The organism is Aedoeadaptatus coli (assembly GCF_900343085.1).
GTDB classification, from domain to species: domain Bacteria; phylum Bacillota; class Clostridia; order Tissierellales; family Peptoniphilaceae; genus Aedoeadaptatus; species Aedoeadaptatus coli.
In genome coordinates this window covers 58,725-81,869 of sequence record NZ_OPYI01000011.1, presented here as the reverse complement: position 1 = coordinate 81,869, position 23,145 = coordinate 58,725, and the positions used below count along the sequence as shown (strand labels likewise).

Annotated in this window: 22 protein-coding genes, 1 pseudogene and 1 riboswitch; of the genes and pseudogenes, 4 read left to right on the top strand and 19 right to left on the bottom strand. The window is 54.1% G+C overall.

What is annotated here, in order from left to right:
* Positions 1-71: 71 nt before the first annotated feature.
* From lysS to DG046_RS07190, 6 genes and pseudogenes are all read right to left on the bottom strand, one after another.
* A pseudogene (gene lysS / locus DG046_RS07215) lies at positions 72-1,556 on the bottom strand (lysine--tRNA ligase); the annotation flags it as partial.
* Between the two features lie 16 nt (positions 1,557-1,572).
* Positions 1,573-2,052 (bottom strand): transcription elongation factor GreA, encoded by a 480-nt coding sequence (greA, locus tag DG046_RS07210; protein ID WP_108831833.1) that lies wholly within the window; start codon positions 2,050-2,052, stop codon positions 1,573-1,575.
* Between the two features lie 104 nt (positions 2,053-2,156).
* Positions 2,157-3,101: a tRNA dihydrouridine synthase gene (locus DG046_RS07205; protein WP_108831832.1), complete on the bottom strand. Its 945-nt coding sequence runs from the start codon at positions 3,099-3,101 to the stop codon at positions 2,157-2,159.
* On the bottom strand, positions 3,101-3,874 hold the full coding sequence (locus DG046_RS07200; protein WP_108831831.1) for a type III pantothenate kinase: 774 nt from the start codon (positions 3,872-3,874) through the stop codon (positions 3,101-3,103). Before DG046_RS07200 ends, DG046_RS07205 begins: the two co-directional genes overlap by 1 nt.
* 17 nt (positions 3,875-3,891) lie before the next feature.
* Complete coding sequence (locus tag DG046_RS07195; RefSeq protein WP_108831830.1) at positions 3,892-4,653, bottom strand: ECF transporter S component; 762 nt, start codon at positions 4,651-4,653, stop codon at positions 3,892-3,894.
* A gap of 49 nt (positions 4,654-4,702) precedes the next feature.
* Positions 4,703-5,620, bottom strand: coding sequence for a P1 family peptidase (locus DG046_RS07190; RefSeq protein ID WP_108831829.1), 918 nt, complete (start codon positions 5,618-5,620; stop codon positions 4,703-4,705).
* A 195-nt stretch (positions 5,621-5,815) separates the two neighbouring features.
* On the opposite strand from DG046_RS07190, the gene DG046_RS07185 reads away from it, so the two are divergent.
* A complete protein-coding gene (locus tag DG046_RS07185) occupies positions 5,816-8,197 on the top strand; it encodes a transglycosylase domain-containing protein (RefSeq protein WP_159082095.1) in 2,382 nt (793 codons plus the stop codon).
* A 60-nt stretch (positions 8,198-8,257) separates the two neighbouring features.
* On the opposite strand, the gene DG046_RS07180 is transcribed toward DG046_RS07185, so the two are convergent.
* The 12 genes from DG046_RS07180 to thiS form a co-directional block, all read right to left on the bottom strand.
* Positions 8,258-9,001 carry a cyclase family protein gene (locus DG046_RS07180; RefSeq protein ID WP_108831827.1) on the bottom strand — a complete coding sequence of 248 codons (744 nt, stop codon included), beginning with the start codon at positions 8,999-9,001 and terminating at the stop codon, positions 8,258-8,260.
* Positions 9,002-9,058: 57 nt separating this feature from the next.
* Positions 9,059-10,360: a phosphomethylpyrimidine synthase ThiC gene (thiC, locus tag DG046_RS07175; protein ID WP_108831826.1), complete on the bottom strand. Its 1,302-nt coding sequence runs from the start codon at positions 10,358-10,360 to the stop codon at positions 9,059-9,061.
* Entirely contained in the window at positions 10,360-11,130 is a 771-nt protein-coding gene (gene thiD / locus DG046_RS07170; protein ID WP_417878394.1) for a bifunctional hydroxymethylpyrimidine kinase/phosphomethylpyrimidine kinase, read from the bottom strand. Before thiD ends, thiC begins: the two co-directional genes overlap by 1 nt.
* A 5-nt stretch (positions 11,131-11,135) precedes the next feature.
* A complete protein-coding gene (locus tag DG046_RS07165; RefSeq protein WP_108831824.1) occupies positions 11,136-11,822 on the bottom strand; it encodes a thiamine phosphate synthase in 687 nt (228 codons plus the stop codon).
* Positions 11,823-12,638 (bottom strand): hydroxyethylthiazole kinase, encoded by an 816-nt coding sequence (thiM, locus tag DG046_RS07160; protein ID WP_108831823.1) that lies wholly within the window; start codon positions 12,636-12,638, stop codon positions 11,823-11,825. It lies immediately after the preceding gene.
* Positions 12,639-12,706: 68 nt separating this feature from the next.
* Positions 12,707-12,803: riboswitch (TPP riboswitch) on the bottom strand.
* Between the two features lie 146 nt (positions 12,804-12,949).
* Positions 12,950-13,429 carry a pyridoxamine 5'-phosphate oxidase family protein gene (locus DG046_RS07155; RefSeq protein ID WP_108831847.1) on the bottom strand — a complete coding sequence of 160 codons (480 nt, stop codon included), beginning with the start codon at positions 13,427-13,429 and terminating at the stop codon, positions 12,950-12,952.
* Positions 13,407-14,174, bottom strand: a complete 768-nt coding sequence (locus DG046_RS07150; RefSeq protein ID WP_108831822.1) for an EFR1 family ferrodoxin — start codon at positions 14,172-14,174, stop codon at positions 13,407-13,409. The genes DG046_RS07155 and DG046_RS07150 overlap by 23 nt, the downstream gene beginning before the upstream one ends.
* A gap of 30 nt (positions 14,175-14,204) precedes the next feature.
* Positions 14,205-14,819 (bottom strand): thiamine phosphate synthase, encoded by a 615-nt coding sequence (gene thiE / locus DG046_RS07145; protein WP_108831821.1) that lies wholly within the window; start codon positions 14,817-14,819, stop codon positions 14,205-14,207.
* Entirely contained in the window at positions 14,816-15,973 is a 1,158-nt protein-coding gene (gene thiH, locus DG046_RS07140) for a 2-iminoacetate synthase ThiH (RefSeq protein WP_108831820.1), read from the bottom strand. The genes thiE and thiH overlap by 4 nt, the downstream gene beginning before the upstream one ends.
* 10 nt (positions 15,974-15,983) lie before the next feature.
* Positions 15,984-16,748, bottom strand: coding sequence for a thiazole synthase (locus DG046_RS07135; RefSeq protein ID WP_108831819.1), 765 nt, complete (start codon positions 16,746-16,748; stop codon positions 15,984-15,986).
* Positions 16,745-17,344: a sulfur carrier protein ThiS adenylyltransferase ThiF gene (gene thiF / locus DG046_RS07130; protein WP_159082094.1), complete on the bottom strand. Its 600-nt coding sequence runs from the start codon at positions 17,342-17,344 to the stop codon at positions 16,745-16,747. Before thiF ends, DG046_RS07135 begins: the two co-directional genes overlap by 4 nt.
* Positions 17,334-17,528, bottom strand: a complete 195-nt coding sequence (gene thiS / locus DG046_RS07125; protein WP_159082093.1) for a sulfur carrier protein ThiS — start codon at positions 17,526-17,528, stop codon at positions 17,334-17,336. The genes thiF and thiS overlap by 11 nt, the downstream gene beginning before the upstream one ends.
* Positions 17,529-18,182: 654 nt before the next feature.
* Between thiS and DG046_RS07120 the strand changes: the two genes are divergently transcribed.
* Positions 18,183-19,559, top strand: a complete 1,377-nt coding sequence (locus DG046_RS07120) for an alanine/glycine:cation symporter family protein (RefSeq protein ID WP_108831816.1) — start codon at positions 18,183-18,185, stop codon at positions 19,557-19,559.
* Positions 19,560-19,707: 148 nt separating this feature from the next.
* Here the strand turns inward: DG046_RS07120 and DG046_RS07115 are convergent, their stop codons facing one another.
* A complete protein-coding gene (locus DG046_RS07115) occupies positions 19,708-20,577 on the bottom strand; it encodes a LysR family transcriptional regulator (RefSeq protein ID WP_108831815.1) in 870 nt (289 codons plus the stop codon).
* Positions 20,578-20,676: 99 nt separating this feature from the next.
* Here DG046_RS07115 and DG046_RS07110 point away from each other — a divergent pair, with 99 nt between their 5' ends.
* Both DG046_RS07110 and gorA read left to right on the top strand, forming a co-directional pair.
* Entirely contained in the window at positions 20,677-21,690 is a 1,014-nt protein-coding gene (locus DG046_RS07110) for a YeiH family protein (RefSeq protein ID WP_108831814.1), read from the top strand.
* Between the two features lie 77 nt (positions 21,691-21,767).
* Positions 21,768-23,117, top strand: a complete 1,350-nt coding sequence (gene gorA, locus DG046_RS07105; protein WP_108831813.1) for a glutathione-disulfide reductase — start codon at positions 21,768-21,770, stop codon at positions 23,115-23,117.
* The last annotated feature ends 28 nt before the right edge of the window (positions 23,118-23,145 follow it).

Genomic DNA, 23,145 nt, shown 5'->3' with positions numbered 1-23,145 from the left:
TTTCTCCCTTCTTCCTATAAAAAAGACCTTGCACTTGCAAGGCCTCGGATTTATTCTTCGTCTTCGTCCCAGGATTCGCTTTCGCCTTCGCCCAAAGGTTTCATGGTGGGGAAGAAGAGAACGTCGCGAATGCTGGATTGGTCGGTCAAAAGCATGATCATGCGGTCCACGCCGATCCCCAAGCCGCCTGTGGGGGGAAGGCCCACTTCGATGGCGTTGATGAAGTCGTAGTCCATGGGATGGGCTTCGTCGTCGCCTTTTTCCTGATCCGCCACTTGCTCTTCGAAACGGGCCCGTTGGTCGATGGGGTCGTTTAACTCGCTGAAGGCATTGGCAAATTCCCAGGTGTTAATGAAGGCTTCGAAGCGGCGGGTAATGCGGGGGTCCTTGGGATCCCGCTTGGCCAAGGGGCTCACTTCCACCGGATGGCCGGTGACGAAGGTGGGCTGAATGAGTTTTTCTTCGCAGAATTCTTCAAACATTTCGCTGATGACGTGGCCGCGGGTCCAGAAAGGTTGCACGTCCAGGCCCTTTTCCTTGGCGATGGCCAGGGCTTCTTCGTCGGTTTCCACGGTGGAGAAATCCACGCCGGCGTATTCTTTTACGGCATCTTCCATGGCCACGCGGTTCCACGGCGGCGTCAGGTCGATTTCCGTGCCTTGGTAATTGATCACGGCGGATCCCAGCACTTTTTCAGCGGCATAGGCAAACATGTGCTCGGTAATGTGCATCATTTCGTCCATGTCTACGTAAGCTTGGTACAATTCGATATTGGTAAATTCCGGATTGTGGCGGGTGTCCATGCCTTCGTTTCTGAACATTTTGCCCATTTCGTAAACTTTATCGAAACCGCCGACGATGAGGCGCTTCAGGAAAAGTTCGTTGGCGATGCGCATTTGCAGGTCGATGTCCAGGGCGTTGTGGTGAGTCAGGAAGGGACGGGCGTTGGCGCCGCCGGCCACATTGCCTAAAATCGGGGTTTCAACTTCCAAGAAGCCCTTGTCGTCTAAAAATTCCCGAATGGCTTTAATGATGGCGGAGCGCTTGAAGAAGACCTCTTTCACGTCGGGGTTGACGATGAGGTCCACGTAGCGTTGGCGGTATCTGAGGTCCATGTCCTTTAAGCCGTGGTATTTTTCCGGCAGCACCTGAATGCTCTTGGACAAGAGGGCGACTTCCTCCGCTTCCACGGAAATGGCGCCGGCTTCGGTCTTGATGACCTTGCCCTTCACGCCGAAAAAGTCGCCGACATCGGCGGCCTTTACCACTTCATAGGCATCTTCCAAAATGTTTTTCTTGGCGAAGATTTGGATTTGTCCGTAGGTGTCCTGTACGTCTAAAAAGGCGATTTTTCCGTGACGGCGCTTGGAAATAATCCGGCCGGCCACGGAGACGGTCTTGCCTTCCATGGCGTCGAAGTTGTCGACGATGTCTTTGGTGTAGGTGTCCACGTCGTATTTTTCGACGATGTAGGGATTCATGCCTTCGTCGATTAAATTTTGGACCTTCTTAAGTTTCTGTTCTCTTACTTCACTGCTCTTTTGGCCTTTCGCCATGGTCTACCTCCTACTCTTATGCGATGGAAATCTTCAATACCTTGAGTCTGACTTTGCCTTGGGGCACATCGATATCGGCCACCTCGCCGATGCCCATGCCCATGAGTCCGGCACCGATGGGGCTTTCGTTGGAAATTTTTCCTTCCAGAGGATCGGCCTCGGCGCTGCCCACGATGTAGTAGGTATCTTCTTCTTGCGTGTCTTCGTCTACGACGGTGACGGCGCTTCCTACATTGACGATTTGATCGTTCAGGTCGTTGCCCTTCACCACTTTGGCGTTTCGCGCCATGTATTCCAATTTGGCGATGCGCTCTTCCACTTGGGCCTGTTCGTTTTTCGCTTCGTCGTACTCGGAGTTTTCCGAGAGGTCGCCGTAGCCCAGGGCCACTTTAATCCGCTCGGCCACTTCCTTGCGGCGAACGGTTTTTAAGTATTCGATCTCGCTTTCGATTTTCTCTAAGCCTTCTTCTGTAATTAATACTTCATTTTCTGCCATAGTATCACTCCACTTCGTTTCTCGTCGTTTATGAAGAAAGGACCCGACGTCGGGTCCATGTAATCAAGTCGCCCTATTATATAAAAAAATGCTCCGTCTGTCAATTAACGGGCCTCTTCCGCCAATCGGTCCAGGTAGGCGTCGATGGCGTCTTTTTCGGAAAGGGAGAGGATTTCGTTGCGACGCCTTTTCGCTTCGCTGAAGCCTTTTAAGTAGCCGATAAAGTGCTTGCGCATTTCGATGACGCCGAGGTGCTCGCCTTTTTCCGCCACGCTCAGCGCCAAGTGCTCCTTGGCCACGGCGATGATTTCTCTTTGGCTCGGCGCTTCCATGGCCTCGCCACGAAGGGCCGCGCGGATCTCCCGAAAGAGAAAGGGATGGCCCACGGCGCCGCGGCCGATGGCCACGCCCTCGAAGGATTCGTCCATGCGATTGAGCACATCTTCCGCCCACTGAATGTCGCCGTTTCCCACGACGGGCACGGATACAGCCTCGGCCACGCGGGAAATAAAGTCCCAGTCCGCCGATCCGCTGTAATAGGCTTCCCGGCTTCTTCCGTGGACGGTGATTTCGCTTACGCCGGCCGCTTCGGCGATTTTTGCGATTTCCATCCCCTCCTCGCTCCCTTCCTCGAAGCCCTTTCGGATTTTGACGGAAACGGGGATGGGGGAGGTTTCCACGCATGCCTCTAAAATGGCCCGGGCCTTATCCGGCGTCTTTAAGAGGGCGCTTCCCGCCCCGGTCTTCACGATTTTCGGCGCGGGACAGCCCATGTTAATATCCAGGCTGCGGTAGATTTTTAATTTGTCGCCGAGATCTTCAAGGACGGCGCGAAAAATAGCCGCCTCGTCACCAAAAAGCTGCAGGCTCACCGGCGCCTCGTCCTGTGCCACGGCCATGAGGCGGCGGGTCTTTTTGTCTTTGTAGTAAAGGGCCTTGGCGCTCACCATTTCCGTGGTGGAATAATCCATGCCGTATGCCGTGCAAATGCGGCGAAAACTTTGGTCCGTGTAGCCCGCCATGGGGGCCAGGGCAATGGTAAAGGCCATTAGCTGTTCATCTCGTAGAGAATTCTGAGCCCGTCCATGGTTAAGTCGCGGTCGATAATAATATCGTAGCGGCTGTCAGAGACCAGGAGATTGGCGAAGCCGCCGGTGGCGATGATATTAATTTCTTCGCTCCCCATGCCCAATTCGTTGCAGATGTGGGTGAGGATGCCGTCGATCATGGTGGAAAAGCCGAAGTAGAGGCCGTTTTGCATGCTGCTCACCGTGTTTTTCCCGATGACTTTCTCCGGCCGAATGATTTCGATTTTCGGCAGCTTCGACGTGCGGGACACCAGGGCCTCGGCGGAAATGGCAATGCCCGGCAGGATCAAGCCGCCCAGGTAATTCTTCTTTCCGTCCACGACGCAAAAGGTGATGGCCGTGCCCAAGTCGATGATGATGCAGGGCCCGCCGTATTTTTCCACAGCGGCCACGGCATTGACGATGCGGTCGGCCCCCACTTCCTTGGGATTGTCGTAGCGAATATTGATTCCCGTCTTGACGCCGGCGCCGACGATAATCGGGTAGCGGTGAAAGTATTTCACGATCATGTTCTGCATGGTGTGCATAATATTCGGCACCACCGAAGACATGATCACCGCTTCGATATTCACCGGCTTCAACTGCACATTGTCCAACATTTCCGTGACCAACATGCCGAATTCGTCGCTGGTCTTGTTTTGATCCGAGGAAATGCGCCAGTCGTGAATCAGTTCTTTTCCCTTATACGCCCCGAAGACGATATTTGTATTTCCGACATCGATTGCTAATAACATAATGCACCCACTTGATTCTATCTGCTTTTACCGGCCGTCCACGCCGTGACGACGCCGGTGGAGACGATGCCTGCGAGGATTCCCTCAGGCACGCCCGAAGTAATAATCGTACCGAATATAACTGAATTGACCAAAGCCTCCGACGCCCCGATGGCGCGAACAAATTCCTGAGCGAAGAAGATATAAATGCCGCCCATGACCATGACGGAGTGGAGGATGGTGGAGACGAAGGCCGCAAGGACCACGGCGCTCGCCTTGGTTTTTGTCCGCATAATCCAAATAAACAGAACCGCGGAAAGGACGAGGAAGCCGCCGTTTAAAATAGCGGAGGCCCCGTAGGTTTTTGCGGCGATGTTTTTATAAAGGCCCACGGCCAAAAAGACGATGACGCCGAGCCATGCCGCCATGCCCATTTTCTTTAATCCGTCGGCGTCGAAGGATTTAAAGAAGCGGAAAATATAGGCGGAGATCACGCCTAAAAGGATGCGCGGCAAGATGGATATGAGGGGATTGTAGAAGACAAAGGAGATGGGGGTCGGGCGGGTAATGGCGTTGAAGAGGGAGCTGAGCCCGAAGATCAGTCCCACGAAGCCGCCGACCACCGGCCCTTCGATAAAGGCGGCGATGAGGACGGGTATGTGCATGGTGGTGGCATTTAAGGGGCCGATGGGCACAAAACCCAAGGGCGTCATGCCCAAGACCACGGTAATGGCACCGAGAATGCCGATAATCACGATCTCCCGGGTGGTGAGAAAGGGTTTTTTCATTTTGTTGTTCATAAAAACCTCCGATCCGGCTCCCATGGATGCCGGTCTGTTTCACGAAAAATTATACGCTGTACAAACTGTTTGCCACGGCCCGTGCCATGACCTTCGGCAGGTAATACTCCGCCAGCTGCATGGAGCAGTCCACTTCATTTGTGGCCAGAGAAAAAATCGTGTCTCCGTCCAGGCCCGTGTGCACCGGGGTAATGGATTTCGCGTAGCCGTTGTGGGCCACGGATGCCAATTTACAGAGCTCGGTCTTCGAGAAGCGGCCGTTGGTGGCCACGACGCCCAAAGTGGTGTTTTGATGCTTCCCCTTTTCGAAATCCACGGCGCCTTTTAGAAGGGCCTCTTCCACGGAATAGGTGACGCCGTCCACTTCCGGTGCCGCCAAAACCTCGCCGGTTTCCGCATCCTGAATGTGGCCGAAGGCATTCACTACGACCAAAGCGGAAAACACCACGTCCCCCACGGTGATGGAGGCGCTTCCCACGCCGGATTTTTTCGCGTAGGCGGGGCCCATGGTCTTCGCCACCGTGGCGCCGCAGCCGGCACCGATGGCGCCCTGCCTCTTGTCATCAACGCTTGCCGCATCATAGGCGGCCCTTCCCATGGCCTTGTCGGGCCAAGCGTCGGCCCTTTTATACGTCAAATCGAACAAGACGGCGGCGGGCACGATGGGCACCACGCCCACGCCCACATCGAAGCCGATCCCGTCGTCTCGTAAGGCTTCCATAATGCCGGTGGCGCTGTCCAGGCCGAAGGCCGATCCGCCGCTTAAGACGATGGCGTGCACTTCGCTTACGGCGTAGGTCGGGCCCAGGAGCACACACTCCCTGGTGCCCGGTGCGCCGCCTCTGACGTCCACGCCGGCGGTGGAGCCTTTCGGCGCGACAATCACCGTGACGCCGGTGCCGCCATTTTCATCTTCCTTGTGACCGACGGCGATGTTCGCCACGTCGGTTAAGTGTCCCGAATACATACTCCCTCCTTTTTTAACGAAACGATTATACCATATCTTCGCCCCTATCACGGCAGGAAATGGCAATCCATCGCCTTTCTTTCCCCTGAAAAGAAAATAAAAATCCATCTTTTTGTTAAGATGGTGAAATTCGCGGAATTCCTGTCAACAAGTCAGATCCTTTTGATATAATAGACAATTATGAAGGAGGTTTCTATGGGTAAACGATCCGGCCGGAATCAACGAGAGGAAAATTCACTCCGTTGGAGCTCGGCCTTTAAAATCCTATTATTATTAATCGTCATCGCAGGCATTACCATGGTGGGCATCGCCGTGGCCTACGCCGTGACGGCGATCAGCCAGTCGCCGGCCATCGATCCGAAAAATATCCGTTCGGCTATTTCGGAAACCTCGGTGGTGCGCGACAAAAACGGCGACAATGTAGAGCAATTGGTACAAAATGAATTCAGCGAGTGGGTGCCCATTAAGCGCATGCCCGATTACTTGCTCGATGCAGCCGTGGCCATTGAGGACCAGCGGTTTTACGAGCACCACGGCGTGGATTTCCGCCGCCTGGTTTCGGCCACCGTGCGCAATCTCCAGAGCATGGACTTCAGTCAAGGGGGCTCCACCATTACCATGCAGGTGGCAAAAAACCTGTACACCTCGCCGGTAAAAAGCTACGCTCGAAAGTTTCAGGACATTTACTACGCCTTCCAATTGGAGAGCAATTTAAGTAAAGAGCAGATTTTGGAAGCCTATTTAAACTCCGCCGCCTTCTCCAAAGGCACCAAGGGCGTAGAAGCCGCATCGAAGACCTTCTTCGACAAAGACGTCAGCGAGCTTTCCCTGGCCGAAGCGGCCATGATCGTGGGCATTACCAATCGCCCTTCGGAGTACACGCCTTTTAACGCCGTGCCCATCGAGGCGGACGACGATCTGGACGCCATCGAGTTCAGTCTCATTCCCGCCGAATCCATCGGCGCGGAAGTGACGGAGCATGACAAGGAATTAGGCGACGCCCTGGCGGAAAAAGATTTAATCGATCCCTTCGAGCACAGCCAAATCGCATCGGGGGTTTTGGTGGCCAGAAAGGCCGTGGCCAATCCCGCCAGCAAAAAGCGTCAGGAATTGATTCTTCACAAAATGAATTCCCTGGGCATGATCGACGAATCCACCATGAAAGACGCCATTAACGAAGAGATTCATCTGGACTTAGGCACCCACACCACCAAGGGCATTTCGTCCTACTACGTGGATGCAGTGAAAGACGAAGTTCTGGATATTCTGAAGGAAAAGGGCTACAAAAAAGACGAAGCCCAACAGATTCTCTACAACGGCGGGCTGGTCATCGACACGCCGCTGAATCTGGACATTCAAAAGATCTTGGAAGAAAAAGTTTCCCAAAACAGCTTCTTCCCCGGCCGTCACACCAACGAAAAGGGCATTATTCAGCCCCAAGTCGGCATTACCATTATGGATCACCACACCGGTGAAGTGGTGGCCATCGTCGGCGGCCGCGGCATCGGCGGCAACAATATTTTGAACCGGGCGAAAAATCCCCGTCAACCGGGCTCGTCCATTAAGCCCATCGGCCCCTACCTCGCCCTCTTAAACAAGGGCGGCACCGCCGGGGACGTCTACCGCGACCTTCCCCGCCCGGGCGGCTGGCCGAAAAACTCAACGGGTTACCAAGGCTGGGCCACGGTGCGGAATTTGGTTCGCAACTCGTCAAACGTCGGCGCATACCTCGTCGGCAAGGGCCTGGCCCCCGGCGAAGACGAAGCGGCTCAAATGATGATCGACAATTTAAAGAAAATGCAGATCTCAAGCTTGGTTCTTCCCGAAGATAAAGACAAGTATCCCAATATCGACACGAGCAAATACAACGACGTGAACTTGGCCTCCCTCACCTTGGGCGGCATGACCGTAGGCATCAGCCCCTTGGAAATGGCCGGGGCCTTCAGCACCTTCCCCAACGAAGGCAAGTTCATTAAGCCCACCTTTATCGACAAAATCACCGATAAGAGCGGCAAAGTCATCTACGAAAATCCCAAGGAAGAAGTTGAAATCACTTCCCCGCAAAACGCCTACATTATGACGTCCATGCTGGAAACCGTCGTAAAGAGCGGCACGGGGACCTACGCCAATTTCAGCGGACAGGCCATCGCCGGCAAGACCGGGACCACCAACCGCAAGAGAGACAGTTGGTTCGTCGGCTTCACGCCCTACTACACCGGCGCCGTTTGGATCGGCAACGACGACAACACGCCCCTGTGGGACTACTCCCGTATGGCGGCCAATCTGTGGCGCTCCATTATGCGCGACGTCCACGCGGACTTGGAGTACAAAGATTTCGTTGCACCGGAAGACGGACTGTACAAGAAGTACATTCCCGTTTCGGGCTACACGGAAATCTTTGCCGAAGGCACCTCGCCCAAGGGCCTGAGAAATCTTTATCGTAACGTTCCGCCGAAACCGAAGAAGACGGAAGAAGATAAGGACAAGGATCAAGACAAACAAAACGGCAATTCCGATTCCCAATCCTCGAAAGGCGGCAACAAGAGCGGCCAACAGGGCGGAAATAACGGAAATTAATTCGCCGCAAAGAAAGAGAGCAAGACGTTCGGGTCTTGCTCTTTTTTCATGGGCATCTATTTACTTTTCTTCCCTTTCATAAAAGCCGAAGCAGCGGGCGGTGAATCCGGGGCCGTGAACCACATTGGGATAGCCCACGGAGATCACGCCGCCTGTGGCGGGCATTTTATCCAGATTCCGCATAAGCTCGATTTGGTAAATGTCTTGGGCCAAGACATAGGTTTCCACGGGAAGTCCGCCGGCTTCGTTGGAAATAATCGAGGCGTCCGTGTCCGATGTTTCGTGGCCGATGGCCTTGACCTTTCGCTCTTCGATTAATAATTTGCATGCGGCAATGGACCAGCCCGGGTAGTGGCTCACGCCGTTTTCGTCGATGTTGTCGAAGTTTTCCGTGCGCTTGGACCAATCGGTTCTCAAGGCCACAAAGCAGCCTTCGGGAATCGTGCCGTGGATCTTTTCGTGGGCGAGAATGTCTTTTTCCGTAACCACGTAATCGGCATCGGCCTTCACCTTCTCCACCACATCCACGACGACCAGAGGCAAAATCGTGTCCTTGGGATCCAGCTCGTCCAACATGCGTCCCCCTTCGGTGAAGTGGCCCGGGGCGTCGATGTGGGTGCCGTATTGGCTCACGATGCCGTAACGCATGGCCGTAAAGGCGTGTTCTTTGAAATTAAAGATCTCCTCCCCTTCCATCGGCGGAAAGCCCGCCCAGTGCGGCGTCTTCGGGCTGACCGGGTGGGACAGCTCCACCATTTCCACGCGGGATTTAAAATCTTTCAGCGCTTCCCATAATTTGTTCATAAAAAATCACCTCTTCTTTTCTCCATTGTAACACAGGATCAGAAGAGGTGATTTGTTTTACAGGATATCGACTTCTTCGCCGGCGAGGGCCTTGTTCATGCTCCGTACGGCGCAGAATTTCCCGCACATGGAGCAGGTTTCTTCCACTTCCGGCGAACGGTCGTCGCGCACGGCCTTGGCGTGTTCCGGATCCATGGCTTCTTTAAACATGGCGTCCCAATCCAGTTCACGACGGGCCTTACCCATGCGGTCGTCGGCGTCTCTGGCGCCGGGAATGCCCTTGGCGATGTCGGCGGCGTGGGCGGCGATCTTCGATGCCATAATTCCTTCCTTTACGTCGTCGGCGTTGGGCAGAGCCAGGTGTTCCGCCGGAGTGACGTAGCAGAGGAAGGCGGCGCCGCTCATGGCTGCCACGGCCCCGCCGATGGCGGCGGTAATGTGGTCGTAGCCCGGGGCGATGTCGGTGACGATGGGCCCGAGCACGTAGAAGGGCGCGCCCTTACAGAGGCTTTGTTGAATTTCCATATTGGCCTTGACTTGATTCAAGGGCACGTGACCCGGGCCTTCGACCATGACTTGCACGTCTTTGTCCCACGCCCGTTGGGTCAATTCCCCTAAGCGAACCAATTCTTCGATTTGAAGCAAATCGCCGGCATCGGCCAAACAGCCCGGGCGCGCACCGTCGCCGAGGGAGATGGTCATGTCGTATTCGCGGCAAATGTCCAAAATTTCGTCGTAGTATTCGTAGAAGGGGTTTTCGTTGCCGGTCATGCTCATCCAGGCGAAAACCAAGGAGCCGCCGCGGCTGACGATGTTGGTGGTGCGGCCGAAGCGCTTTAATTGTTCCACCGTGCGGCGAGTCAGACCGCAGTGCAGGGTGACGAAGTCCACGCCGTCTTCCCCGTGGGCGCGAATGACTTCGAGGAAATCTTCGGCCGTCAATTGACCCAGGTCTTTTTTATGGTAGATAACGGAATCGTAAATGGGCACGGTACCGATCATGGCCGGGCATTCGGAGGTGAGCTTCCGTCTGAAAATCTTCGTGTCCCCGTGGGTGGACAAGTCCATAATGGCATCGCCGCCGAGTTTCACGGCGTAGTTTACTTTTTCAAGCTCTTCGTCCAGATCTTCCACGTCTTTGGACACGCCTAAGTTGACATTGATCTTGGTCTTTAACATGGAGCCGATGCCCGTGGGATCCAAGGATTTGTGATTAATGTTGGCGGGAATGGCGACTTTTCCTTCCGCCACCCATTGTCTGATTTCTTCCGCCGTGCGATTTTCCTTTTCGGCGACGATTTCCATTTCCTTCGTAATGATTCCTTGACGCGCAGCGTCCATTTGTGTTGCGTATGCCATTATTTATTTCTCCTAACCATGTGATTGATCGGGCCTCGTCCTCGTCCAAGGTCGAGACCGTCGGCGATTGCATCGTACACGTAATTTTTTGCTTCTTCCACGGCCTTGGCCTCATCGAGACCGATCGCCAAAAACGAGGCGATGGCCGATGACAGGGTGCAGCCTGTGCCGTGGGTATTGGGATTGTCGAGCATGGGCTTTTCAAAGAGGTGGCTGTCTCCGTCGTAGAATACATCCGCCGCCCGCCCGGTGCCGTGGCCCCCTTTTACCAAGACCGACGCACCATAGGCGTCGTAAAGGGCTTTGGCTGCCTTCTCCTGATCCGCCGCGGATTCGATTTTCATTCCCGTTAAAAGTTCCGCTTCGGGGATGTTCGGCGTAAGGAGCGTGGCTAAAGGAAAGAGCACGGCTTTTAAACTCTCCATGGCCTCGTCCCTTAGAAGGGGCGATCCGGAGGTGGCCACCATGACCGGATCGAGAACCACCGGGCCTTTGTAGCCCGCCAGCTCTTCGCCGATGATTTTTATGATCTCGGGGGATGAGACCATGCCGATTTTTACGGCGTCGGGGTAAATGTCCGTCAGGACGGAGCGAATCTCTTCCGCCACAATATCGCCGCCCAAGTCGAAAATGGCCTGCACACCGGTGGTGTTTTGAGCGGTGATGGCGGTGATGGCCGAGGTGGCGAAGACCCCCAGGGCCGTGGCGGTTTTTATATCCGCCTGAATCCCCGCGCCGCCGGAGGAGTCGCTGCCGGCGATGGTGAGCATCGTCTTCACTTCGCCGCCTCCCACTTCTCTGCCAGCTCTTTCGCCGCGGCCTTGGGGTCTTCCGCCGAGGCGATGGCGGAGACGACGAAAAAGCCGTCCACGCCGGTTTCGGCCAAGTCCTTCATGTCCTCGGCCTTGACGCCGCCGCCGATGGTAATGGGCAGAGGCGAAATGGCCGCGAGCTCCTTGATTTCTTCGACGGTGCGGTAGATGATGTTGCCGTTTTCGTCCAGGCCGCAGTCTTTTTTCGTATCCGTTTCGTGGAAAGGGCCGGCTCCGAAGTAATCCACGTCTTTAAAATTCCCTTCCCGAACGTAGCGGGTTAAGTCGCCGGTGGGCGCGGAGAGGCCGATTACCGCATCGGGGCCTAAGTATTTTCGGCACACGGACACGGGAATGTCCGATTGGCCCATGTGAACGCCGTCGATCTTCGCTCCCGCTTCTCTCGCCGCCAGAGCCACGTCCAGGCGGTCGTTAATAAGCAGAGTGACTTCATCTTCTTTCTTCATGGATGCGATGAGATCCGACGCCCCCTGTGCCAGGTCGATCATTTCCCGCGCCGAGGCGGTTTTCGAACGCAGCTGGATGCAGGTAAATCCCGCCTCGATGGCATCACGAATAATGGGAAGCACCGGGCGGTTCCAGGTGTTTTCAGGGCCGACGACGAAGTATTTTTCAATGCTGAATTTCATTTAAATCTCCTTCATAGGGCAGGCGGCCAAATCGTCGCCGGTCATATTGGACAGGGCGTCTAAAAAGGCCACCTTAAAGCTCGCCGTGCCCTCGGCTTTCTTTTCCGCCATGGCACCGGCCACATTGTAGGCATTGGTCGCCGCCACCGCCGCCGTAAAGGGATCGGTAACCGAATGATAAACGGCGCAGACGCCGCCTAAGGAGCAGCCGCTTCCCGTAATGCGGGCGAAGTATTCGCTGCCGCCGAAGGAGAGAATGGTGCGCTCGCCGTCGGTAATTAAATCGTCTTTTCCCGATACGCAGACGGCGCCCTTAATGAAGCGGGCCAACACTTCCGCGGCTTCTCGCGCCGATTCCACGCTTTCCGTGGAATCCACGCCGCGCACTTTGCCTTCGTCCGTGTCGATTAATCCCCACATTTTTGCCAGGGTAATTACTTCCGAGGCGTTGGCGCGGACGATGGCCGGGGGATAGTCTTTCATATCCGTCAAGAGCTTGGTCCTCAGCTCGCCCAAGCCTGCCGCCACGGGATCCAGTACATAGGCGCACTTTTCGTGGGCGGCCTTCGCCGCATTGGGCACGGTTTCCGCGTGGACGGGAATCAGGGTGCCCACATTGATGTAGAGGCATTTGGCGATCTCTGCCATGGTACTTCCCTCGTCGGGCATATAGACCATGGCCGCAGAACCGCCGACGGCGATCTGTGCGTTGGCCACGAAGTCGATGGTGACGAAATTTGTAATGGACGGAGCCATGGGGCAGTTTGCCCGCACGTCTTCTTGCGCTTTTATTAAGGCATTCTTTAAATCGTTCATTTTGTCCTTCCTTTCGAGACAAAAAAAGGCATCTTCCCGTGAGAAGATACCTAAATTAAGGCCGCCCGAAAAGGCGGGCCATGCATTCCTACGCGAGTATTAACTCACAGGTTCAAAGGGTCAGGTTTTACCTTCTCAACTATCAAAGTTCCCCTTGCGCTATTCATTTAAAAAGACCTTACCATTCGGCAAGGCCTTTGTCAAATCAAAACCACGACGAATAAGCCGTCCTGCGCTTCTTAAAAGTCGACAGGCGGCTTATTTCGCGCCACGAGGCGCGCGCCGAAATTTTTATGTTTTTTTGTTAAATCTTACTGACGAACGACGAGCCGCCCGACTTTTCCCGAGAAATGACGGACGACGAGCTTAAACACCTCCGCGCCCTCGCAGTGATTGACTGCCTTTTCGTTTGCTTCCCGGCTCACATGGGGCGCCAAGGCATCGGTCATTTTCTGAAATGCCTCAAGACGCTCCTCCCCTTCCAATCGCTCAAGGGAACCGAAAAGGATGGCCGAGCGATAAGCCGTGGAATATTCCTCTTCCACGACGTCTGAGGCATCCACCACGGTGAAAGAGGCCTTGTTGTTCGCCTCGATGGCTTCCCATTTATGGCCGCTTCTCGCGCTGTGAAAAACGATGGCTCCGTCGACATAGGCGTAGTTTACCGGCACGCCGTAGGGATAGCCTTCTTTGCCGTAAAGAGACAAAACGCCCCAGGTATTTCTCATGAGCAGCGCTTCGATTTCATCGTGGCTCAAGCTTTGGTTTTCACGCTTCACGGGACGAAACATGATTGTCCACCACCTTTTCTAACGTGTAGCGGAATTTGCCGGCGGATTTCTTTCCGTATTCCACGGCTTCCACGGGACAGTAGTTCATGCAGGCCATGCAGTGGGTGCAGCGGTCGTACCACACGGGGCGACCTTCCTCCAGCTTCACATTGGCCAGAATGCAGCGGCGTTCGCATTCGCCGCAGCCGATGCAGTTGTCCTTGGCGTAAAAGGGCTTGGCCTTTACGAAAAGGGCGTAGTAGGCGCCGTTAATGGCCGTGAGCAATCGGCCGAGAAGGCCCGCGTTTTTCGCGCCGGCTTTTTTCGCCGCGATGGTTTCTGCGATTTCATCGATTTTTTTATCGGCCTTGGCGATAATGGCCCACGCCTCATCTCTTTTCGGCGCATCGAACATGGCGATGTAGTTTTCAGGCATGATCACCTGGAAGGCGCCGCCGTAGGCCAAATTTTTCTCCCGTGCCATTCTTTCCTCGTACACCGGCGCGCCGCCGATGCCGGAGCCGCAGGTCATGACCAAATAAAGGGTCTCGGCCTCCACCTCGATCTGATTCCAGTATTCTTCCACGATTCGGGGCACGCGCCAACAGTAGGTCGGCGTCACCAAGATCACGGCATCGTCTTTGATCTTGTCCATGACGCCGGTTTTAATGCGCTCCCCTATATCCACGGCGTCCACGCCTAGTTTATCGGCCAGTTGCCTCGCCACATAGGCGCTGTTTCCCGTGCCGCTGTAATAATAAATCATAAACCCCTCCTATGGGAGCAGTATAACATATTACAGATCCTTCATTAGGCCACGCAGGCTTTTTACCGCCGCTTCCGGGTCTTTGGCGTATTGAATGGCGGAAACCACGCAGATGCCGTCGAAGTCCTCGCCCTTTAGCTCGGGAAGGGTCTTTTCGTTGATGCCGCCGATGGCGTACACGGGCACCTTCGCGCACTTTTTAATGGCGCGGAAGGTCTCCATGGAAGTGTGGCGGGTAATGACTTTGGTCTGCGTGGGGAAAAGGGCACCGGTGCCGAAGTAGCTGGCCCCTTCCGCTTCGGCTTCTTTGGCCCGCTCCACGGTTTTTACGGAGGCGCCGATGAGGGCATTCTCCCCTAAAATGGCCCGAGCTTCTTTAATGGCCATGTCGTCGTCTCCCAAGTGGACGCCGACGCCTAATTTTTTCGCCACCTCCACCCGGTCGTCGATGATCAGGGGCGTGTCGTATTTATCCGCTTCTTTTTTTATTCGAAGGGCCCGGGCGTAGACTTCCTCGTCGGAGAGTTCTTTTTCCCTGAGCTGGATCAAGTCCACGCCGCCTTTTAAGGCCGCGAAGACGTCCGCGAAATAGGCTTCCTCGTCGTCGTACTTTGTGGAGTCCGTAATGAAGTAAAGGGTCTTCATAGGCGAATGTAGTCGTTTCTCAGGACGTAGAGGCCTTCTTCTTTCAGATCCTTTTCGATTTCATCCAAGGTGCGGGTATCGGCGATGACGAATTGTTCTTCCCCTTCGTCTTCATCGGGCTCTTCGCCGCGGCGACCGATCCCCGTGTCCACGGAGGCGGAAATCTTTGTGGCGGCATAGATCATGGCCTGGTCTCTGAATTCTTTTCTTTCCCGCGTGGAAATAGTAATGGATGCAAAGGGCATGAAAATGCGCATGGCACAAATAAATTGCATAAGCTTCTTTTCACCGATGCGATTGGTGTTGTCTACATCTTCCGCGCCGTGGGTGGGGCGAATTCGCGGGAAGGACACGGCGATTTCCACGTGGGGGTATTTCCGTTGCACCAAGTAGGCGTGAAGGCCCAGGCGGAAGCAGTCGGCCACGGGATCGGCCAAGCCGAAGAGCACGCCGAAGCCCACGCCGCGCATGCCGCCCATGGCCGCCCGCTCTTGGGTGCCCATGCGGTAGATGATGCTCCGTTTGTTTCCCCGGGGATGGTAGTAGTCGTAAACTTCCGGATCGTAGCTTTCCTGGAACACGGTGACGAAGTCGGCGCCGGCTTTTTGCAGCCGTTCGTAATCGGCTACATTGGCGGGATAAATTTCAAGGCTCACGACGCGGAAGTATTTTCTCGCGAGCTTTACGGCTTCTTCGATGTATTCCACCGGCGAATAGTGATTGCTTTCGCCGGTTAAGATCAGCACGTCTTCGATGCCGTCTTTTGCCAGTGCCCGCATTTCCACTTCGATTTCATCGGAATTCAGCGCCGCCCGCTTAATGTCGCTCTTGGCGTTGAATCCGCAGTAGCGGCAGCCGTTTTCGCAGTAATTGGCGATGTATAAGGGCGAGAAGGAATACACATTGTCGCCGAAGTATTGCCGGCGAAGACCCCGTGCTTTTGTCATCATTTGTTCGAGATAAGGTTCCGCCGCGGGAGAAAGCAGGGTGTAGAAATCATCGGGAGTGAGGCGATCTTTCCTGAGCACTTCCGCCACTTCGGCGCCGGTGACGTTCCTTTTGCTTTGACGTTCGTAGGTGGATGCAATTTCGTTGGGGATGGCTTCGGAGATTTGATCCATGCCCGGAGCGTAATCGAATACTGTTTTAATCATGAAGCCCTCCTCAATCGAAGAAATCTCTCAAGGGAGAAGAGGGATCGGCGCCTTTGTCCAGGACGCGGCCCGGTCCGGATAAATAGCCCAGGCGGCCCGCTTCGATGGCAAGCTTAAAGGCCTTGGCCATCATGGGAATGTCGTTGGCCGTGGCAATCCCCGTGTTAGCCATAATGGCGGCGGCGCCCATTTCCATGGCTTCGGCGGCTTGGGAGGGGCGTCCGATGCCGGCATCGACGATAATGGGCAGGTCGATTTCGTCGATTAAAATTTGGACAAACGCCTTCGTGGCCAAACCGCGGTTGCTGCCGATGGGCGATGCCAAGGGCATAATGGCGGCGGCACCGGCGTCACGCATGTCCCGTGCGTAGTTCAAATCGGGATACATATAGGGCATGACGACGAAGCCTTCCTTGGCCAAAATATCCGTAGCCTTTAAGGTTTGTTCGTTGTCGGGGAGTAAGTACTTGGAGTCGCGCATGATTTCGATTTTAACGAAATTGCCGCATCCCATTTCCTTTGCCAGGCGGGCGATGCGTACGGCCTCATCGGCGTTGCGGGCGCCGCTTGTGTTGGGGATCAAGGTGACGTTTTTCGGAATAAATTCCAAAATATTCGTCACATCCGCCGTGTTCGCCCGGCGAAGGGCCACGGTAATCATTTCCGCACCGGCGTGGGTAATGGCGGCGTCGATTAATTCCGGCGCGTATTTGCCCGATCCTAAAATAAAGCGAGACTCAAAGGTCTTGTCCCCTAATTTCCACGTATCTTTCACTCGAATCCTCCTATCATCAGTTCTAAAACAACTTGACACTCCATGGCGGCGATGGTCATGACCTTGGGCAGATAACAATCCTTTCGGTCCTCGCCGTTAAAATCCCCCACCATATGTATGTGACCGAAATCCCTGCGCTTCACGGCGCCTAAGGGCCCCGCCACGCCGGTGGTACAGACATAAGGTGTTGTGTGCGCTTGGAAAAAATCAAAGGCCTCTATTTTCGACTGAACGCCGTCGTAGGCCTCCACCACGATGTCGGCCTCGGCTTCGATGCCTTTAAGCACCTCGGCGTCCACAAATCGATTTCGGGCCTCCACGCAGACGTGGGGCAGCCACGCCTTGATGCGCTCCGCCGTGGCCTCGACCTTCTTTTTTCCTATATCTGAAACGCTGTAGTTTTGGCGATTTAAATTCGACGCCTCCACCACATCGAAATCGTACAAAATAAGTTTTCCGACGCCCAGGCGAGCCAATATCCACGCCACTTGGGATCCCAAACCACCGCAACCTAATACGGCCACGGTAAAATCCTTCACGGCTTCATTGATCTCGGGCCTTTGACGGGCCAGGACGTCTTCGCGTTTAACCTCCACCGGTAAAAGAAAACACCTCCAATACATCTTCGTCGTCGACGACTGTATTCGCCATGTCCGCCCGCTTCACCAGAGCCCCGTTCATTTCCAGGGCCACGCCGGAAGCGTCGTAGCCGGCTCGGATCAAAACGTCCACCAAGGGTTCGGGGCCGCTTAATTTCACGACCTTCCCGTTAATCTTCACAGTCACCTCCTCACAAAAAAAGGCACGAAGAAATCACACCCGCGGTGGTGTGCCCCTTCGTGCCTTGCACTCTGATGTGAGTATAACACGGCCGCCTTCCCGTGACAAGTCATATAGGTGTAAAATCTTCAACCTTACCCCTATCTCCCGTGCGTTTCTTTCTTTAATACCCCCTTCCCCGATGCCTTTTATTTTCCCGTCCCTTGCATCTTTTTGACGGCGGATCCGCATTCCTTCCGAGGGCACGACAAAAAACGCGGACAACCCCCCTTTTTTTCACATGGAGCGATTATTATTCATACGGCCGCCGAAGAAAGGGGAAAAGTCCGCGGGAAAACTTTTTATTTACCCCTTTTAATTAACTTACAGATCCTTCATTATTTTGATTTATTGGGTTTCGGTGCGCTTTCCCGGCTGATTCATCCGCTTTTCGTTTCACCGCCTTTTTGCCTTAAATAATTCCCCCATTTTTCCTGTTCTTTTAAATTTTAATTTCTGCGAATCTTTTCACTTGATAATTTTATCACCTGCCTCCCTCGGGAAAAAAATAGTTTTGAAAAAAGTCAACTTTTTTGTAAAAAGAGGTTTAATTTTCTGAAAAAGCGTGTATAATGTATTCACAAGCAGTTATTCATACTTATCTGGAGGTGACTTATGAGTTTTGCAGAAGTACTAGGTAAAATTGATGCGTTCCTATGGGGTATTCCTCTAATCGTATTGCTCGTCGGCGCAGGTATTATCTTGTCCATCCGCACCGGCTTCGTCCAAGCTCGACATTTCGGCTATATCATGAAAAATACCATGGGCAAAATGTTTGAAAAAGGCGAAGTTGAAGAAGGCGCCATCTCGCCCTTCCAAGCATTGTCTACGGCACTGGCCGCCACGGTCGGTACCGGCAACATCGTCGGCGTATCGGTCGCCATCTTAGGCGGCGGTCCCGGCGCCGTATTCTGGATGTGGGTTGCCGCATTCTTCGGTATGTGTACGAAATTCTCGGAAGTTAACTTGGCTGTCGCCTATCGGGTGAAAACCGAAGACGGCTATGCCGGCGGCCCCATGTACTATATTGACCGCGGCTTGAAGAAACCCTGGTTGGGCAAATGCTTCGCCTTCTTGGCAGCAGTCGCCTGCTTCGGTATCGGTTGTTCCGTACAATCCAACGCCATCGCCGGTACGTTGAAATCGTCCTTTAACGTTCCGCCTATGATCACTGCCGTCGTCATTACCATCGCCGCTTCCGTCGTTATTATCGGCGGGATCCAATCCATCTCGAAAGTTACCGAAAAGCTCGTTCCCTTTATGGCAGCGTTCTACATTGTCGGCGGCTTAATCATTATTATCTCTAATGCTTCGATGCTTCCCTTCGCCATCCGCGCGATCTTCGTCGGCGCCTTCAATCCGTCGGCAGTCGGCGGCGGTGTCATCGGTTACACCATTATGTTGGCTATGCGAAACGGCGTCAGCCGCGGTGTCTTCACCAACGAAGCCGGCTTAGGTTCTTCGCCTATTGCCCACGCCACGGCATCCACCGACCACCCGACCCGTCAAGGGATTTGGGGTGTTACGGAAGTCTTTTTGGATACCTTTGTTGTCTGCTCCATTACCGCATTAGTTATCATTACATCCGGCGTTTTGGACGAAGGCATCACCGATGCATCGGCCCTCGTAGCAACGGCATTCGATATGCACTTGGCGATCGGTAGATACATCGTATCCTTAGGCTTATTGCTCTTCGCTTTCTCCACCATTCTCGGTTGGGAATATTACGGCGAAACCTCCGCTCGCTACCTCTTAGGTAGAAAGATCGGCAAACCTTACAAACTTTTGTATGTCGTCATGATCTTTGTCGGTTGCGTTATGAACTTAGACCTTGCCTGGACCGTTGCTAATATTTTAAACGGTTTAATGGCTATCCCGAACTTAATCGGTTTGATCGGACTCTCCGGCGTCGTCGTCGCTTTGGAAAAAGACTTCTTCAAAGACGACCGCAAACGGACGTCCCCTGCTGAATACGAACACTTATTGAAATAAAAATAACTCATACTCATACTGCTAAAGAGGCCCTCGGCAATTGCCGGGGGTTTTCTTTGTGCGATTTTAAAAAAGCCGAAGACAAACTTCCGGCAAACAAAAAGACCCTTTCCCTACCTCGGAAAAGAATCTTTCTCTATCTTCTCTATTATCTCTTTCTTGACAAAGCCATCTCTTCGATTAAGCGCCGGTACAATTCGATGCCGCCGGTGCCCTTTAGTGCCACCAGGGAAAATTCATGGCGGTCCGTAATGCCCTCCACGCAAAAGGTGGCGAGGTGAGGATTGTTTTTCGCGATGCTTTCGTAGCCGAAGGAGATTCCAACATCTGCCGCCACCAATTTCGAAATCAGAGCCAAGCTCGACGAGGTGACGACGCGAGCAAAATCCCGCACTTCGTAGCCTTTGTAACGGAGTTTATCTTCGAGGATTTCACGGGATCCGCTCCCAGGCTCCCGTACCACCAAACAATCTCCTGAAACATCCTCCAGGCTCAGGGTGCGGCCCTTGTAGGGATGATCGTCGCTGCAGATGCCGGTGAAGGTCTCTTCTTTTAACACGGCGAAATCGAATTCGTTTTTCGCAAATTGCCCTTCCACCATGAGAAAATCCAGGCGGGCGTTTCGCAACCGGTCCAAAAGGGCCTCCGTATTGTCCACGGTGAGTACAAAGTCATTGGCGCGATCTTTCACCAGCGCCGCGAGTTTTTCCGCATAGGCGTATTCCCCCAAGGTCTTCGTAAGGCCGATGCGAATGGTGCGGGCCTTTTCTTTTTTGAAATGATCCAGAGTATCCCGGTAATTTTTCTGTTGGCTGCGGGCGTAATTTTCCAGCACCCGGGCCTCGTCGGTGGGGACCATCTTTTTCCCGTCGTAACGAAAAAACACGGCGCCGAATTCCTCTTCCAAAGAGCGCATGTGCTTGGTCACCGCCGGTTGGGTAATGTGCAGGTTTTCCGCCGCCCTGGTGTAATTTCCCGTGGCCAGGACTTCCAAAAAGGTGATGAGTCGAATATCCACAATGCCTCCATATCGTTTCGTTATCGCTCCATAATGAATTATAATTTTATTTTATCTTAGATTTGTGAGATGATCAATGCACAAGAAAGGAGCATACCGTTGAAATCCATCCAAGCAATTCTTCCCGGGGTCCTGTTGACCGTACTTATCGCGGCGACCTCGAAATTTCTCGAAAGCCTACTGCCCATTCCCCTAATCAGCGCATCGGTTATCGCCCTGTTTATCGGCATGATCATTAATTATTTCTTAACGTCCGACAATCCGGTGACCAAAGGCGCCACCTTCGCTTCGAAAAAATTATTGAAGCTCGGGATTATTTTACTGGGGGCCTCTCTGAATATGGCCACGGTCTTTCAGGTGGGCCGCCTGTCCCTTTCCGTCATGGTCTTTACTTTGCTCACCTGCTTCGGCATCGGCCACTTCTCCGGTAAGTTCTTCGGCCTGAACTGGAAGATGTCCAATCTCATCTCCGCCGGCACGGGGATTTGCGGCGGCAGCGCCATCGCCTCCATCGCCCCCATTATCGAAGCCGACGATTTGGACGTGGCCTACGCCATGAGCGCCACCTTTATTTTCGACATGGCCATGATTATCCTCTTCCCCATTATGGGCCACGCCCTGGGCCTTTCCGACATGGCCTACGGCCTCTGGGCGGGCACCGCCGTTAACGACACCTCGTCCGTCGTGGCGGCGGGCTACGCATTCTCCGACGGCGCCGGGGACTTTGCCACCATGGTTAAGCTCACCCGCACCCTGGTCATCATCCCCACGGTCATCGTCTTCGCTCTGATCAGCGCCCACTTAAAGTCCAAAGAGGAACACAAGCACGAAAAGGCGAAATTCTCTTTGACGAAAGTCATTCCCTGGTTTATCCTGGGCTTCCTGGCTCTCACGGTCATTAACACCGCCGGCTTCATTCCCGAAAGCGTGGGCCACAGCTTTAAACTCATCAGCAAATTCCTTATGGTCATGGCCCTTGCGGGCATCGGCCTGAAGACCTCCTTAAAAGACATGAAGAGCGCCGGCACCGGCCCCATGATGCACGGCTTCGTGATTTCCGCGCTTGTCGTCATCGTCGCCATCGGCGTCGAATATTTTATGGGTCTCGTTTAAAAATTGGGTATATTAAAAAGAGGATCAGCGCGTCCTCTTTTTTTCATACGCTATTTTATCTGTGAAAGGAGTTTATTATGTCTCATAGATTTGATTATATCGTGATCGGCGGCGGCAGCGGCGGAAGCGCCACGGCCAATCGGGCGGCCCAATACGGCGCCAAAGTCGCCATTGTGGAAGAAAAAGAATACGGCGGCACCTGCGTGAACCGGGGCTGCGTGCCGAAAAAAATCTTTTGGTACGCCTCGGGCATTCGCAGAACCCTGGAAAAGGAATCGGGCAATTACGGCTACAATGTCGGTGACTGGCACTTTGATTTTAAAAAATTGCGGGAATCCCAACTGGGCTATATCGGCCGCGCCAGGGACAGTTTCGAATCGGGCCTGGAAGATAACGGCGTCACCAAGCTCTTCGGCAAGGCTCAGTTTAAAGACGCCCGTACCGTCGTCGTCGACGGCGAAGAATATAGCGCCGATCACATTACCATCGCCGCCGGCGCCCACCCGAACCCCTGTAAACTTCCCGGCGCGGAACTTGTGGACTATTCCGACGATTTCTTTACGTGGGAAGCGTTGCCCGAAACCATCGCCATTGTCGGTGGCGGCTACATCGGCACGGAGCTTTCCGGCTTTTTAGCCGGCATGGGCGTGGAAACCCATCTTCTCGTAAGAAAAGATCGAATCCTCAGAAAATTCGATCCCTTTATTACCGACGCCGTTACAGAAGAACTTGAAAAAGGCGGCGTGAACATTCACTTCAACACCTCGTCGAAAGGCTTTAAAAAGGTGGACGGCGGCATCGAAATCACTTTCGAAGACGACACCACCGCCGTCTTTGAAAAAGTTCTTTGGGTGGCCGGCGTCACGCCGAACATCGAAGACCTGGGCCTCGAAAACACCAAGGTGAAAGTGGACGAGAAAGGCCGCATCGTAAGCGATGCCTATGAATGCACGGCGGAAGAGGGAATTTACGCCATCGGCGATGTAACGGGCAAATTGGATCTCACCCCGGTGGCCATCGCCGCCGGACGCCGCCTATCCGATCGCCTTTTCGGCGGAAAAGAAGGCGCCCACATGGACTACGACAATGTGCCTACCGTGGTCTTCAGCCATCCGCCCATGGGCACCGTCGGCCTCACGGTAAAAGACGCCAAGGAAAAATACGGAGAGGACGCCATTAAAACCTACACGTCGTCCTTCACGGACATGCGCTCCTCCGTATCCGGCGATCCCCAACAATGCAAAATGCTCCTGGTCTGCGCAGGCGATGAAGAAAAAATCGTGGGCCTTCACGCCATGGGCTACGGCGTGGACGAAATGATGCAGGGCTTCGGCGTCGCCGTGAAAATGGGCGCCACCAAAGCCGACTTCGACGCCACCGTGGCCATTCACCCCACCAGCGCGGAAGAAATGGTCACCATGAGATAAATTACAAAAACAAAACGCTTCTACCCAA

Excerpts from the sequence above, each read along its gene's own strand:
- greA (WP_108831833.1), bottom strand. The coding sequence starts at position 2,052 with ATGGCAGAAAATGAAGTATTAATTACAGAAGAAGGCTTAGAGAAAATC.
- DG046_RS07205 (WP_108831832.1), bottom strand. The coding sequence starts at position 3,101 with ATGGCCTTTACCATTGCCCTGGCCCCCATGGCGGGCTACACGGACCAA.
- DG046_RS07200 (WP_108831831.1), bottom strand. The coding sequence starts at position 3,874 with ATGTTATTAGCAATCGATGTCGGAAATACAAATATCGTCTTCGGGGCG.
- DG046_RS07195 (WP_108831830.1), bottom strand. The coding sequence starts at position 4,653 with ATGAACAACAAAATGAAAAAACCCTTTCTCACCACCCGGGAGATCGTG.
- DG046_RS07190 (WP_108831829.1), bottom strand. The coding sequence starts at position 5,620 with ATGTATTCGGGACACTTAACCGACGTGGCGAACATCGCCGTCGGTCAC.
- DG046_RS07185 (WP_159082095.1), top strand. The coding sequence starts at position 5,816 with ATGGGTAAACGATCCGGCCGGAATCAACGAGAGGAAAATTCACTCCGT.
- DG046_RS07180 (WP_108831827.1), bottom strand. The coding sequence starts at position 9,001 with ATGAACAAATTATGGGAAGCGCTGAAAGATTTTAAATCCCGCGTGGAA.
- thiC (WP_108831826.1), bottom strand. The coding sequence starts at position 10,360 with ATGGCATACGCAACACAAATGGACGCTGCGCGTCAAGGAATCATTACG.
- thiD (WP_417878394.1), bottom strand. The coding sequence starts at position 11,130 with ATGCTCACCATCGCCGGCAGCGACTCCTCCGGCGGCGCGGGGATTCAG.
- DG046_RS07165 (WP_108831824.1), bottom strand. The coding sequence starts at position 11,822 with ATGAAATTCAGCATTGAAAAATACTTCGTCGTCGGCCCTGAAAACACC.
- thiM (WP_108831823.1), bottom strand. The coding sequence starts at position 12,638 with ATGAACGATTTAAAGAATGCCTTAATAAAAGCGCAAGAAGACGTGCGG.
- DG046_RS07155 (WP_108831847.1), bottom strand. The coding sequence starts at position 13,429 with ATGTTTCGTCCCGTGAAGCGTGAAAACCAAAGCTTGAGCCACGATGAA.
- DG046_RS07150 (WP_108831822.1), bottom strand. The coding sequence starts at position 14,174 with ATGATTTATTATTACAGCGGCACGGGAAACAGCGCCTATGTGGCGAGG.
- thiE (WP_108831821.1), bottom strand. The coding sequence starts at position 14,819 with ATGAAGACCCTTTACTTCATTACGGACTCCACAAAGTACGACGACGAG.
- thiH (WP_108831820.1), bottom strand. The coding sequence starts at position 15,973 with ATGATTAAAACAGTATTCGATTACGCTCCGGGCATGGATCAAATCTCC.
- DG046_RS07120 (WP_108831816.1), top strand. The coding sequence starts at position 18,183 with ATGAGTTTTGCAGAAGTACTAGGTAAAATTGATGCGTTCCTATGGGGT.
- gorA (WP_108831813.1), top strand. The coding sequence starts at position 21,768 with ATGTCTCATAGATTTGATTATATCGTGATCGGCGGCGGCAGCGGCGGA.